This is a genomic window from Kitasatospora sp. NPDC048662, assembly GCF_055587065.1.
This window is the reverse complement of sequence record NZ_JBVJHA010000007.1, coordinates 157,433-171,276: the sequence shown is the minus strand read 5'-3', so window position 1 is coordinate 171,276 and position 13,844 is coordinate 157,433. Positions and strand designations below refer to the sequence as shown.

The following is a 13,844-nucleotide window of genomic DNA, read 5'->3' as shown; positions in this document are numbered from 1 at the left end:
AGTGTTGCCGTCATGAACGAGCACCGCCCCGAAGAACACCCCGCCACCCCCGCGCCGAAGGACGAGCCCCCGCGACGTCGACTCGACGCCAACAGCCTGCGCGGACTGGCCCATCCGCTGCGGATGCAGTTGCTGGACGAGCTCCGGTTGCACGGCCCCTCGACGTCCGCGCGGCTCGCCGAGCGCACCGGCGAGTCCACCGGCACCATCAGCTGGCACCTGCGGCACCTCGCGGAACACGGGTTCATCGAGGAGGAGACCGGCCGCGGCACCAAGCGGGAGCGCTGGTGGCGCGCCGTGCGCGGCGCGATCACGCTGACCGCCACCGACTTCGAGCAGGACCCCGGCGCCAAGGCGGCGGTCTCCGTCTACCAGGCGGAGAACCTGCGCCGTCAGTACCAGCGGGTCGCGGACTCGCTGGCCGCCGAGTGGGAGGGCGACTGGCGCAACGCGGGCCTCGTGAGCGACTGGAGCAACCTCCGCCTGACGCCCGCCCAGCTCCAGGCTCTCGGCGACGAACTGGCCGCCGTCGTCGCCCGTCACACCCCCGACCGGGACGCCGCCCTCGACCCCGAGGCGCGACCGGCCATCGTCCAGATCCAGGTACTGCCCCGAAAGGAACCCGACCGGCCATGACCTCGACCGCCTCCACCGAGTCCCACCCAGCCGAGCCGGTCGCGGAGCCGGTCGCTGCCGGGTCCTGTCGCCCGGGGTCCGCCTTAGCCGACCCGACCGACCGCCGCCGCGTCGGGCTGCTGCGGCGCCACCGCGACTTCCGGCTACTGTGGATCGGCGAGACCGCCAACAAGTACGGCTCCGCCGTCACCGGCCTGGCCCTGCCGCTGATCGCGGTCAGCACCCTGCACGCCAGCACCTTCCAGGTCGGCCTGCTCGGCGCGGCGGGCTGGCTGCCCTGGCTGCTGATCGGCCTGCCCGCCGGGGTGTGGGTGGACCGGCTGCGCGCCCGCCCGATCATGCTCACCGCGACCGCCGTCTCGCTGGTCCTGTACGCCACCGTCCCGCTGGCCGCCCTCGCCGGGGCGCTCACCCTGTGGCACCTGCTGGCCGTGGCGCTGCTCGCCGGGGCCGCCGGGGTGTTCTTCCAAACCGCGTACACCGCGTACCTGCCGCAGCTGCTCGACCCTGCGGACCAGCCCGAGGGCAACGCCAAACTGCACGGCAGCGCCTCCGCGGCGGGCATCGTCGGACTCGGCAGCGGCGGCCTGATCGCCCAGCTCGCCGGACCGGTCAACGGACTGCTCGCCAACACCGCGACGTTCCTGCTCTCGCTCTGGTGCACCGCCCGGATCGGCCACCGCGAGACCGGTCGCGCCGACCGGCCGCGCCGGGCGCTGCGCAAGGAGATCGGCGAAGGACTGCGGCTCCTCGGCTCCGACGTCTGGTTCCGTACCTTCGCCCTGTTCGGCGCCACCTCCAACCTGGTGCTGACGGGCTACCAGTCCCTGCTGGTGGTCTTCCTGATCCGCGAGGTCGGCATCGCCGAGGGCACCGTCGGCCTGCTGGTCGGTCTGGCCTCCACCGGCGGCATCGTCGGTGCGGCCTTCGCCCGCCGGGTCGCCGCCCGGCTCGGCACCTCCCGCGCCATGCTGATACTCGAACTCGTCCTGCCCGCCCTGACCGTCCTCATCCCGCTCACCGGTCGGGGCCTCGGACTGGGCTGGTACCTGATCGGCGGCTTCGGCGCCTCCGCAGGCGTCGTCGCGGGCAACGTCATCAAGTCGACCTTCCAGCAGCGCTACTGCCCGCCGGAGCTGCTCGGTCGGCTCTCCGCCAGCAGCGCGGTGCTCAACTTCGGCTCCATCCCGCTCGGCGCCGTACTGGCCGGCTTCCTCGGCACCCAGCTGGGCGTGCGCCCCGCGATGTGGCTGATGACCATCGGCGTACCGCTGGCAGCGCTGATCCTCTGGTGCTCCCCGATGCGCCGCGTCCGCGAACTGCCCACCGAGCGCCGACCGCTGGACACCGCCGACCGGCCCGCAACACCCGCCTGCGCGGGCTGACCTTCCCTCACCTCCCCGCATCTCCTCGCAGCGACCTGACGGATCGACGGTGGCAGCTGGTCAGTTCTTTGCCCGACCGGAAGCGGTCGGCTGACGGGGGATACGCGCGCAGCGGGTGGTCGGCGCGGGTGCCGTGGGTGCGACCGGCGCGACCTCGGGACGGGGGCTGCCGGTCTCCCCCGGAAGCTGCCCCCGCTGGATGGGCACCGCCGGCACGGCAGGCCCGGCAGGCGTGGCGGGCCCGGCGGGCGTGGCGGGCAGCGCCTGCGGGTTCCGCCCGCTGCACCGCCGGGCGGCTTCCCCTTCGGCCCCGTCCTCCTGCTGGCGCAGCATCATCGCCTCACCGTGTGCCAACGGCACCCCCGCCTCCTCGGCCCGCCGGTACCACTCCAGGGCGCGCTCGGTCTGACGGCGATCGGCCAGCATGCGGGCGGCCGCCAGCAGGGCGTCCCGGTCGCCTACGTCGGCGGCCCTCGCGTACCAGTCGAGTGCCTCCTCGATCCGGCCCCGGTACTCCAGCATCTCGGCCGCTTCCGAGACGGCCTGCCGGTCTCCGGCGTCGGCGAACCTCTGCACCCACTCGATGGCCGCGTCCGTATTCACGGAACCGGACAGCATCCGGGACGCCTCACGCAACCTGGCCTGTACGGATCGCTCCGCCAAGCTCTGCAGCAGGTTCGCTTCGAAGTACCGGCCGCCGTCCTTCAACAGTTCCACCGCATCGAGCAACCGCGCGGCGCTCGCCTCGGCGTCTTCGGCCGGAGCGGGGAGCGGGTGGGTGCGGGGGTGGGAACGAGGCCGGTCGGAGGCCGTGGCCGACCGTCGGTCGAGCTGCTCCACCACGCGGACCGCCTCGGGCAGTACCCGCCTGTCGCCCGCCCTGGCGGCGGCGCGGTACCAGCTGACGGACCCCTGCCACCGGCCGAGTTCACCCAGCAGTCGGCCGAGTTCACGCATCGCGTAGGTGTCGCCCCGCTTGGCGGCGAGCTCGTACCAGTGCACCGCCCGGTCCCGGCCGCCGTTCCGTTCCAGCATGTCGGCCGCCTGGAACAGTGCCGCCTCGCTACCTGCCTCGGCAGACTGGCGGTACCAGTTCAGCGCCCCGGCCAGGTCACCCTCCCGCTCGCACTGTTCGCCGCGCTCGCGCAGCGCCTGATGGTCGCCGATGTTCGCGTACCAGGGCAGAACGCTGTACTGACCGTGTCCGGCGAACAGCGCTGCGGTCTCGTGCCGGGCCGTCTCGTCGCCGTCGGACGCGGCCCGTTCGTAGCAGGCGGCCGCCTCGTTGATCCGGCCCGCCGTCTCCCATACGTCTGCTGCCTCGTGCACCGTGGTGACCCCCTGTTCCCACGCGCGTTCCCACCAGGCGATCGCCTGGTCCGTTCTCCCGGTCGCCGCAAAGATTCCGGCGCGGGCTGCGGGTGCCTCGGGATGGCCGTCGGCCGCCGACCGGGCGTCCGGTGCCGCCTTCCGCCCGGATTGGCCCGGCCTCATCGCGCCCGAACTGTGCTGGGCCCGGTCGGCGTCCCGCAGGGCGGCCCAGTAGCGGGCCTGCCGTACCGGGCGGCCGGCGGCACGGGCCAACTCCCCTGCCACGATGGTCAGCCGGTCGATCTCGCGGGGCACGGAACGCCCGGACAGCCACCCGTTGAGGGTGGACGGGCCGATCCCGCCCAGCCGGGCCAGGTGTTTCTGAGTGATCGTCCGACCTCCGGCCCGGCGGGCCGCCTCCCAGAGCAGGAGCAGTTCGCGCAGCACCGCGGAGTGGGCGGCACGTCCCCTCACCCGCACGTCAACTGCCATGCCAGCTCCCCGGCCGGACTCGGAGCGGATCTTCGAATCCGTCCCTCTGCGTGCAGGGTACGCATTCCGACACCCCGTCGTACCGAGTTCTTCGGGAATCACCTGCGGGATCGGCGATCCTGCCCCCACTCAGGCCTGTGACCTGCTATGGGACCTTCGGGCCGCCTCACGATTCGGTGAGCAGTGGGCGCGTGCACGAAACGCGCGCCCGGTCGGTCCGCCGAGCAACTGGTCAGTGCCGCTGCTGCAGAGACGTCAGGACGGCATCAGCCATGCCCTGTTGGCCCTGCGCGTTCGGATGGATCGGGGCCAGACCGCCCGCCGCACCTAGGGGTTCGATCCAGCGGGTGCCCTCCGCCTCGCACATGTCGTGGCCGGTGGACGAGGTATAGGTGTCGACGAAGGTCACTCCGGCCGCCTCGGCCCGTTGGCGGAGCATGGCATTCAGCTGCTGCTCCTGCTCGGTGACGAATCCGATGTCGGCGGCCGCGATCCCGTCCCCCAGGGTCTTGGCGCACCGGGCCGGGTCCTGCGGCAGCAGCGCCGGATAGCCGATCAGGAGGACCTTGGCCTGCGGCGCCCGCCGCTTGACCTCGCCGAGGGCGGTCGTGAGCCGCTCGCCGGTGTCCTGTACCTTCCGCTGGACCTCGCCGCGCCCGCCGCCGGTGGTGTAGTAGCTGCGGCAGGGGGCGTCGCTACCGCCGCCGATCAGGCTGTGCCGGACGTTCTCCAGTGCGCAGCGACCCAGGACGTCGAGGAATCCGGCATCGTTCCCGCCCACGCCGAGCGTGACCAGGCGGGTCGTCGGGCCGAGAGCGTCCAGCTGTGGCGGGTTGACCCCGTTGTCGGTCTTCTGGGCGGCCGTCAGGTCTCCGGTCCGTGCGCCGCTGCAGCTGACGTCCGTGAAGTCCGGCAGGCCGAGCTGCCGGGCCACCAGGGAGGGGTAGTTGACGCCGGACCGGCCGCAGCCCAGCGGCGAGCCGCCCTGCGGGGGGATTCGCAGGCCGGAGGTGTAGGAATCCCCGAGTGCCACGTACGGCCCGGTGATGGGCTCGGCGGAAGGGCTGGGGGACGCTGCCCGGCCGAGGCCGGGTTTTGGGGAGGTCTCGGCGGCACTGCACGCTGCGGTGCTGATCAGCACCGCCGTGGTGGCGGCCAGTAGGCGGCGGCGCACCTACTCCGCGCCGCGCTCGTGCTCGGCGAGGAACTCCTCGAAGCGGCGGCCGAGCTCGTCGGCCGAGGGCAGGTCGGTGGTCTCGGCCAGCAGGCTCTCGCGATCGACCGCGCCGGAGACCGCGTCGTACTGGCTCTCCATGCCCTGGATCGCGGAGCGCAGCTCGCCGTCGCCCTGGGAGAGTTGGTCCTCGATCTCGGCGTAGACCTCGTTGACCCGCGCGCGCAGTTCACTGCCGGGCATGACCAGGCCGGTCGCGGACTGCACGGCCTCCAGGATCACCACTGCGGCGGCCGGGTAGGCGGAGCGGGCGATGTAGTGGGGGACGTGCGCGGCGAACCCGAGCACGTCGTGGCCGGACTCGGCGAGCCGGTACTCGACCAACGCCTGTGCGCTGCCCGGGACCTGCGCCTGGTCGAACCACTTGGGGTGGCCGGCCGCCAGGTCGACGCGGTTGCCGTGCGGGGTGAGGCTGACCGGCCGGGTGTGCGGCACACCCATCGGGATGCCGTGGAAGGAGACAGCCAGGCGGATCTCGAACCGCTCCACCAAATCCCGTACGGCGGCGGCGAACAGTTCCCACTCGGTGTCCGGCTCCGGGCCGGTGAGCACCAGGAACGGCGCGCCGACGGAGTCGCGCACCAACTGGAGGAGAATCTCCGGCGGGTCGTAGTCCGTCCAGCTCTCCTGGTCGAAGGTCATTGCGGGGCGACGGGCCCGGTAGTCGACCAGCCGGTCGTGGTCGAACCTGGCGACCACCTGCGGCGAACCATGTTCCAGCAGGTGCGCCACCACCTGGCCTCCGGCCTCGCCGGCGTCCATGAAGCCCTCGAAGTGGTACAGCAGCACCAGGCCGGTACCGGCCTCCGCGGCGGCGCGGGCCGCCGCCAGGGCGGTCACGCCCTGCGGTTCCAGCTCGTACAGCTCCTTGGGATCACGCACAGCGCACCCAGCCCCGTTCCGTCTCGTCGTCTCGGAATGTTTTCGGATCTGATCTGTCCAGCGTGCGACGGCCCGCCGGAATTCCCGTCCACGCGCGAGTCTTCACCCCGTCTCGGGAATCCTCTCACCTCCCGGCAAAGCCGCTGGTCATGGACGTGGCGAGCGGGCCGAGCGGTAATATGACGGGGCGTCTCGGCGTGCCGAAAGGACCCGCGCGCCCTCGTTGGCGCGCCGCGAAGTGACGCACCGCCTTCTGGCGGGTATCGTCCTCTCGCTGCCTCGCATCGTCGCGTCGTCGCGCCACGCCGTCTGTCACGTCGTGGGCCACGCCCCGGTCCGTTGCGCTGCCAGCCATCCATTGCGCACCTTGCCTTCACCTGGCCGCCTGCTTCGCTTCGTGATCTCGTTTCTCTCTCGGCCATCTCGCGGACGCACACTGTCCCGTCGCTCATCCCGCCGGATCGGTCCGTCGACCCGTGTCCGTACCGGCACCGCGCTGCCCGCCTCCGGGCTGCCGACCCGCCGCACGCCCGAGCCTCTGGCGTAGCGCACCCGGGCGGCCGCTGTCCGGGGCCGGGGCGAACGACCACTGCCCACGCGCCGCGAACCCGGCACGCGGGCCCCGACGACAGCCGAAGGACCGAAGGATCCGTGCCCGTACCCGTCACCCTCTACGGCCGCACCGTGCGGCTGGAGCCCCTCGCCGAGCACCACGCCGCGGCCCTGGCCGAGGCCGGCGCTGAGGACCGTACGACCTACGCCTTCACCCCTGTCCCGCACGGCTTGGAAGCCGCCCGGGAGTACATCGCGCGCGCCCTCGCCGACCAGGCGGCGGGCCGGTCGATGCCGTACGCCACCGTGAGTACGGCCGACAATCGGGTCGTGGGCTCGACCCGATTCCTGGAACTGGACTACTGGCAGGGGCCGCTGATCTGGCCGCCCGTGCCCGGAATCCCGTACGGCGATCCGCTGGAGGCGGTGCCGGACGCCGCAGAGATCGGGAACACCTGGCTGTCCCCGCGGGCGCAGGGCACCGGCATCAATACGGAGGCGAAGCTGCTGATGCTGCGGCATGCCTTCGAGGTCTGGGGCGTGCAGCGGATCTCGCTGCGTGCCGATGCCCGCAACGCCCGCTCCCGGATCGCCATCGAGCGGCTGGGGGCCACCTCCGAGGGGATCCGCCGGGCGCACTCGCGCGGTCTGGACGGCGTGGTCAGGTCGACCGCGTTCTACTCGATCCTGGACGAGGAGTGGCCGGCCGTCCGCGACATCATCGAGCTGCGGATTGCCGCGGCGACCTCGCCCAGTGCGCCGGATCCGGCGCCGCTCAACCAGGAGTGCCTTAGACACGGCGGCCCCCTGGCCGGCGAGCCTGTGAGCTCGCTGCTCCCGGCCGCCTGAGACGGCCTTCCGGCTCCCGCTCCGGCGGGAGCCGGCCCGTCCCGGGGTGGGGGCACGGCGGGGTCGGCCCCCGTACACCCACCCCGCACGGTTTTCTGCCGCGATGGGGGCTTCGACGCTCTGTCCAGTTGTCAAGGAGCGTGGGCCTCACGTGCGTTGGCTCCACCTCCGCTCCTGGGTGTGATCCTTCCGACACTTCACCAGGCCTGACCCGCCCGTCGTCTCAGCCCTCGCTCAAGCCGCCCTCGGTGTCGGACTCCGAGCCGGCCGCCTCGGCGGCGGCGGCCAACTGCTGGAGTGCGGCAAGGTGGGCGGCCAGCACGGCCCGGCCCTGCCGGGTCGCGGAGAGCCAGGTGCGTGGTCGCTTGCCCACGTAGCCCTTGCGGGCCCGCAGATAGCCGGTCGATTCCAGGCTCGCCGCGGTTTTGCTGAGCACCGAGTCCGAGACCTGGCAGTAGTCGCGGACCACGGAGAACTCCGCCTCCTGGCACCCGCTGAGGAAGGCCAGGACGGTGAGCTTGGTCGGCTGATGGAGGGCTGGGTCGAGCCCGTTCACTGCGCGCTGCTCATGCTCTGCTCCTTGACGTGACGGTTGATCAGAGCGATGCCGGCCCACAGCGTCAGCCCGCCGCCCGCACCGGCGGCCGCCCCGGTCCAGCCCGAGTCTCCGGTGACCAGCCAGCCGACGAGGCCGGACAGTGCCGCCGCCACGACGACCGCGCCGAGCGCCCGAAGGGCGTGCGGCGGGAGCCCGCGTTCGACGAGCCCGGCGACGCCACGAGCACGGGTGGCCGCCCGCACTATCGCGGCCTGCACCAGCACCAGCCCGAGCGGGCACAGCAGTATCAGCCACTGCGCCTGCTGCTCGAAGGACCTCCCCAATGCCGCCCCGTAGGCAGCGAACGAGAGCCCCACGCCTGGCCCGTACCACCAGGGCAGCGGCAGCGGCCGTCGCGCGGCAGCCTCGGCCCGCTCGGCAAGGACGAGGGCCTCGGCCGGCGTGAGGGTGTCTCCGGGCGGCAGCCCTTCGAGCTCTCCGTGTGTGAACTGCTTGTCCTCGGCCATCGAACCCCCGGGCAGCGTGACATCGGATCCGGCCTGCTGCCGGATCAAGTACTGCCACCCTGGCACATACTTTCCGCGATGGAAAGTAATTTACCGGCGGGTCGTCAGCAACCGTGTCAGCAGCGCGAGTCGATCTCCTGGAAGGAGGCGTAGTGGTCGGCCGTCCAGTACTGCTCACCGGCGCTTCCGGTCACCACCCGCCGGGTTCCGCGGTCGTCCGAACCCGGGGTGACCACGGTGAACTCGTGGTAGTAGCCGTTGTTCTGGCGCGGCAGGCGGCTCTCCCGGTTCTCGAAGACGATGCCGTCCGAGCGGTACGGGTAGGGTCCGCCCTTGACGATCAGCCCGAGGGTGTCGAGGGCCTGCGAGGGCAGCTTGCTGCGGCAGACGTCGGCCAGCGCGGTACTTGTGGGCACCCAGGTGGGCAGGTCGGCAGGTGACTTCGCCGGGGCGGACGGCTTGGGGGCGCTCGTGGTGCCGTTCCGGGAGGCCGTGGCGGCGGGCGCGGACGGCGACTTGGCGGCGCCCGGGCTGCCCGGGTCTCCCCCGCCGTTCAGCAGGGCGGTCACTGTGGCAACGAGGCCGGCGACGATCAGGACGGCGAGGCTGATCAGGCGATTGCGGCTGGTCATGGCCTCCAGCTTGCCGTACCGGCTCACTCGGACGGCGTAAGCGCGTACGTGCCGGGCGAGGTTCGCGTCCGCAGCGGTGGGCCGCAGAACGCCGGAGTCGGCCTGCGCGGCGCTGTGCGGTCGAACCGGGAAAACGCCGCCGGGGCGGGAACGGACGCCATTGTCCGTTCCCGCCCCGGCTGCTCCGTACGGCGGCTCTCCTGCGCCGAGCTCCGCCGTACGCCCCTCTTTCTACGGAGGGGTGCGGTCAGTGATCCGCGCTGCTTCGTGTCAGCGCGAGTCGCTTCCCGCCGTCTCGATGGCGGCGCGGCCTGCCTCCAGGCGCGCCACCGGGATCCGGAAGGGGGAGCAGGACACGTAGTCCAGCCCCACCTCGTGGAAGAAGTGGACCGAGTCGGGGTCGCCGCCGTGCTCGCCGCAGACGCCGAGCTTGAGGTCGGGACGGGTGGCCCGGCCGGCCTGCGCGGCGCTCCGGACCAGCGAGCCGACGCCGTCGCGGTCGATGGTCTCGAACGGGCTGACTCCGAAGATGCCCTTCTCCAGGTAGGCGGTGAAGAAGGAGGCCTCGACGTCGTCGCGGGAGAAGCCCCACACGGTCTGGGTCAGGTCGTTGGTGCCGAAGGAGAAGAAGTCGGCGGCCTCGGCGATCTGCCCGGCCGTCACGGCGGCGCGCGGCAGCTCGATCATGGTGCCGAGCTTGATGTCGAGGTTGACGCCGGTGGAGGCGGCGACCTCGGCGAGCACCCGCTCGCACTCGTCGCGAACCAGCTCCAGCTCCTGGACGGTGCCGACCAGCGGGATCATCACCTCGGGGCGCGGGTCGCCGCCGGCCAGCTTGCGCTCGGCCGCAGCCTCGGCGATCGCCCGGACCTGCATCCCGAACAGGCCGGGGATGACCAGGCCGAGACGGACGCCGCGCAGACCCAGCATCGGGTTGGCCTCGTGCAGGCGGTGGACGGCCTGCAGCAGACGCAGGTCGTTCTCGTTCGGGTCCTTGCGGGCCTCGGCAAGGGCGACGCGCACCGACAGCTCGGTGAAGTCGGGCAGGAACTCGTGCAGCGGCGGGTCGAGCAGGCGGACCGTCACCGGAAGCCCGTCCATCGACTGGAAGAGCTCCAGGAAGTCGCCCTTCTGCAGCGGCAGCAGGCTGGACAGCGCGGCCTCGCGGTCCTTGTCGTTGTCCGCCAGGATCAGGCGCTCGACCTCCTTGCGGCGCTCCTCGCCGAGGAACATGTGCTCGGTGCGGCACAGGCCGATGCCCTGGGCACCGTACCGGCGGGCGCGGTTCGCGTCCTCGGCGTTGTCGGCGTTGGCGCGGACCGCGAGGCGACGGCGGCCGTCGGCGTGCGACATCAGCCGGTGCACGGCCTGGACCAGTCCGCCCTGAACGTCGGCGCCGGCGTGCAGGGTGCCCTCGAAGTACTCGACCACCGGGGACGGCAGCACCGGGACCTCGCCCAGGTACACCTTGCCGTTGGCACCGTCGATGGACACCAGGTCGCCCTCCTGGACGACCTGGCCGTCGGAGGTGGTGAACTTGCGGTTCTTGGTGTCGACCTCCAGCTCCTCGGCGCCGCAGACACAGGTCTTGCCCATGCCGCGGGCGACCACGGCCGCGTGCGAGGTCTTGCCGCCGCGCGAGGTGAGGATGCCCTCGGCGGCGATCATGCCTTCCAGGTCGTCCGGGTTGGTCTCGCGGCGGACCAGGATGACCTTCTCGCCGGAACGCGACCACTTCACCGCGGTGTACGAGTCGAAGACCACCTTGCCGACCGCGGCGCCGGGCGAGGCCGCGATGCCGTAGGCGACCGGCCGGGTCTCGGCGGTGGGGGCGAAGCGCGGGAACATCAGCTGGGCGAGCTGGCCGCCGGTGACCCGGTGCAGCGCCTCGTCCAGGTCGATCAGGCCCTGGTCGACCAGCTGGACGGCGATCCGGAACGCGGCGGCGGCGGTGCGCTTGCCGACGCGGGTCTGCAGCATCCAGAGCTTGCCGCGTTCGATGGTGAACTCGATGTCGCACAGGTCCCGGTAGTGGTTCTCCAGGGTCTGCATGATGGACATCAGCTCGTCGTACGACTTCTTGTCGAGCTGTTCGAGGTCGGCCAGCTGGAGGGTGTTGCGGATGCCCGCCACCACGTCCTCGCCCTGGGCGTTCTGCAGGTAGTCGCCGTAGACGCCCTGGGTACCGGTGGAGGGGTCGCGGGTGAAGGCGACACCGGTGCCGGAGTCCTCGCCGAGGTTGCCGAAGACCATGGTGCAGACGTTGACGGCGGTGCCCAGGTCGTTCGGAATGCGCTCCTGGCGGCGGTACAGGCGGGCCCGGTCGCCGTTCCAGGAGTGGAAGACCGCGTGGATCGCCAGGTCCAGCTGCTCGCGCGGCTCCTGCGGGAACTCGCGGCCGGTCTCCCGGAGCACGATCGCCTTGAAGGTCTCGACCAGGGTCTTGAGGTCCTCGGCGGTGAGGTCCAGGTCGTTGACGGTGCCCTTGGCGTGCTTGGCTTCGTCCAGCGCCTCTTCGAACAGCTCGCCGTCGACGCCCAGCACGGTCTTGCCGAACATCTGAACCAGGCGGCGGTAGGAGTCCCAGGCGAAGCGCTCGTTGCCGGACTGGGCGGCGAGCCCGGTCACCGAGGCATCGGAGAGGCCGATGTTCAGGACGGTGTCCATCATGCCGGGCATGGAGAACTTGGCTCCGGACCGCACCGAGACCAGCAGCGGGTTGTCCGCCTGGCCGAGCTGCTTGCCCATCTGGCCCTCGAGGGCGACCAGGTGGCCGGTGATCTCCTCGTTCAGCGAGGCCGGCTCGCTGCCGGTCTCGAGGAACACCTTGCAGGCGTCAGTGGTGATGGTGAACCCCGGAGGGACGGGGAGGCCCAGGTTGGTCATCTCGGCGAGGTTCGCACCCTTCCCGCCGAGAAGATCCTTGAGGTCCTTGTTTCCTTCGGTGAAGGAGTAAACAAACTTCTGCTGCGCCGCCACGGGTCGTTCTCCTCGCACACGGTTGCCCTGACGCCGGAGAACATACCCATTTCGAAGGCTGCTTAGGGGAGCGAATAGGTCGTACGAGCTGCGAAGCAGGCCGTTGACCAGCAGATCGAATGCCTGAATGGACGTTTGCCTGCGTTGCTGAAATCGTCCGGGTGACGTTAGTGAACCTTCAAGAAGTGAAGGCATCACCACGCGAAGCTCATACCAACCGGACATACAGTGACGGCATCGATCCCATCGCGTTTCCCCGGCTTGATTTCCTGCAACCAGCCGCAGCCATCCACCCGGAGCCCGTTCGGGAAGCGATCCGGACTTGTACACCTTGGCGAAGTCCGCTGACTGGTCGTCACCCGCCACGATATGTGGCCAGCGTCACGGGCGCATCTCAGCTGTCGAGCCCAGGCTCTCTACGCCAGGCGTCGCTTTCCGTCGAGCATTCGATCACTCCACGTCGCCGAATTTCGCCTTTGAGGAGCCCTACTGTCCATCTTGGACAACTCGGCTGGGCCAGTTCGGCCAGCCGATAGAGGTGACCATTTCTGCCGAACAGTACAGATCACCCGCCAGAGGTATCCGATTCGGCATCTTCGCCGAGTCGGGCGCACTCGTACGGATCGTCCAACCACCCCTCGGGCAGGACCACCCGGTTGTTGCCGCTGGTTCGACCGCGCGGACCATCGGCGCCGATCGGCCAGCTCTGTTCCTGGTCGACCAGAGCCAGGGTTTCGGCGAGTTCGGTGAGCGAGCTGGAATTGGCGAGCTTCACCCGCAGCTCGGAGCCGACCGAGAAACCCTTGGTGTACCAGGCGACGTGCTTGCGGAAGTCGATGACGCCGCGGGCCTCGTCCCCGAGCCACTCCCCCAGCAGCTGGGCGTGCCGAACCATGGCACGGGCCACGTACGCGAAGGTGGGTCGGGCGTAATCGACGTCGCCCTCGAAGATCGAGACCAGGTCCTTGAACAGCCACGGCCGGCCGAGGCAGCCACGGCCGACCACCACGCCGTCGCAGCCGGTCTCGCGCATCATCCGCACGGCGTCGCCGGCGGACCAGATGTCGCCGTTGCCGAGCACCGGGATGTCGGTCGGTACGGACTCGCGCAGCCGGGCGATGGCCGACCAGTCGGCGGTGCCGCCGTAGTGCTGGGCGGCGGTGCGGCCGTGCAGGGCGATCGCGGCCACGCCCTCCTCGGCACCGATCCGGCCGGCGTCGAGATAGGTGAGGTGGTCGTCGTCGATGCCCTTGCGCATCTTCATGGTGACCGGGAGGTCGCCCGCGTTGCCGACCGCCTGACGCAGGATGTCCCGCAGCAGGTTGCGCTTGTACGGCAGCGCGGAGCCGCCGCCCTTGCGGGTCACCTTCGGGACGGGGCAGCCGAAGTTGAGGTCGATGTGATCGGCGAGGCCCTCCTCGGAGATCATCCGCGCCGCCTTGCCGACGGTCTCCGGGTCCACGCCGTACAGCTGGATCGAGCGGGGCTTCTCACTCGGGTCGAACTTGATCAACTGCATGGTCTTGGCATTGCGCTCGACCAGGGCCCGGGTCGTGATCATCTCGGAGACGTACAGGCCGCGGCCGCCGCTCTGCTCCCGGCACAGGGTGCGGAACGGGGCATTGGTGATGCCGGCCATCGGAGCCAGCACCACTGGAGGCCACACCTGCATCGGCCCGATGTTCAGCGGGGCGAACTCCGGCGCTTCGGGCGCTGCCGGAGTTGCCTGGGCGAAGTCGGGGGTGATGGTCATGCGCGGCAGATCCTCAAACGGGTAGGGCCCCAACGGCGGGAGTTCCGGACTCTCCATTCTCCCCCACCGGCCGA

The 13,844-nt window shown here is 71.0% G+C and carries 11 protein-coding genes; 3 read left to right on the top strand and 8 right to left on the bottom strand.

Annotation, left to right across the window (positions count from 1 at the left end; translation table 11 throughout):
* Window positions 1-12: 12 nt before the first annotated feature.
* Window positions 13-636 (top strand): helix-turn-helix domain-containing protein, encoded by a 624-nt coding sequence (locus ACZ6R9_RS21050; RefSeq protein WP_465539562.1) that lies wholly within the window; start codon window positions 13-15, stop codon window positions 634-636.
* On the top strand, window positions 633-2,021 hold the full coding sequence (locus ACZ6R9_RS21045; protein ID WP_465539560.1) for an MFS transporter: 1,389 nt from the start codon (window positions 633-635) through the stop codon (window positions 2,019-2,021). Before ACZ6R9_RS21050 ends, ACZ6R9_RS21045 begins: the two co-directional genes overlap by 4 nt.
* Window positions 2,022-2,081: 60 nt before the next feature.
* Here ACZ6R9_RS21045 and ACZ6R9_RS21040 read toward each other — a convergent pair whose 3' ends face one another.
* The 3 genes from ACZ6R9_RS21040 to ACZ6R9_RS21030 form a co-directional block, all read right to left on the bottom strand.
* The gene (locus tag ACZ6R9_RS21040) at window positions 2,082-3,824 is read right to left on the bottom strand and encodes a hypothetical protein (RefSeq protein ID WP_465539559.1); all 1,743 of its coding nucleotides are present in this window, start codon (window positions 3,822-3,824) and stop codon (window positions 2,082-2,084) included.
* A gap of 232 nt (window positions 3,825-4,056) precedes the next feature.
* On the bottom strand, window positions 4,057-4,998 hold the full coding sequence (locus ACZ6R9_RS21035; RefSeq protein WP_465539557.1) for an SGNH/GDSL hydrolase family protein: 942 nt from the start codon (window positions 4,996-4,998) through the stop codon (window positions 4,057-4,059).
* Window positions 4,999-5,940, bottom strand: coding sequence for a PAC2 family protein (locus ACZ6R9_RS21030; RefSeq protein ID WP_380483223.1), 942 nt, complete (start codon window positions 5,938-5,940; stop codon window positions 4,999-5,001).
* A 651-nt stretch (window positions 5,941-6,591) separates the two neighbouring features.
* On the opposite strand from ACZ6R9_RS21030, the gene ACZ6R9_RS21025 reads away from it, so the two are divergent.
* Window positions 6,592-7,341, top strand: a complete 750-nt coding sequence (locus ACZ6R9_RS21025) for a GNAT family N-acetyltransferase (RefSeq protein WP_380483224.1) — start codon at window positions 6,592-6,594, stop codon at window positions 7,339-7,341.
* Between the two features lie 223 nt (window positions 7,342-7,564).
* Here ACZ6R9_RS21025 and ACZ6R9_RS21020 read toward each other — a convergent pair whose 3' ends face one another.
* From ACZ6R9_RS21020 to dusB, 5 genes are all read right to left on the bottom strand, one after another.
* Window positions 7,565-7,897, bottom strand: coding sequence for a transcriptional regulator (locus ACZ6R9_RS21020; RefSeq protein WP_380483226.1), 333 nt, complete (start codon window positions 7,895-7,897; stop codon window positions 7,565-7,567).
* Window positions 7,894-8,406, bottom strand: coding sequence for a hypothetical protein (locus tag ACZ6R9_RS21015; protein WP_465539554.1), 513 nt, complete (start codon window positions 8,404-8,406; stop codon window positions 7,894-7,896). The genes ACZ6R9_RS21020 and ACZ6R9_RS21015 overlap by 4 nt, the downstream gene beginning before the upstream one ends.
* Before the next feature lie 116 nt (window positions 8,407-8,522).
* On the bottom strand, window positions 8,523-9,038 hold the full coding sequence (locus ACZ6R9_RS21010) for a ribonuclease (RefSeq protein WP_465539552.1): 516 nt from the start codon (window positions 9,036-9,038) through the stop codon (window positions 8,523-8,525).
* A gap of 270 nt (window positions 9,039-9,308) precedes the next feature.
* Entirely contained in the window at window positions 9,309-12,017 is a 2,709-nt protein-coding gene (gene ppdK, locus ACZ6R9_RS21005) for a pyruvate, phosphate dikinase (protein ID WP_380483231.1), read from the bottom strand.
* A gap of 565 nt (window positions 12,018-12,582) precedes the next feature.
* On the bottom strand, window positions 12,583-13,689 hold the full coding sequence (gene dusB, locus ACZ6R9_RS21000; RefSeq protein WP_465539762.1) for a tRNA dihydrouridine synthase DusB: 1,107 nt from the start codon (window positions 13,687-13,689) through the stop codon (window positions 12,583-12,585).
* Between the last annotated feature and the right edge of the window lie 155 nt (window positions 13,690-13,844).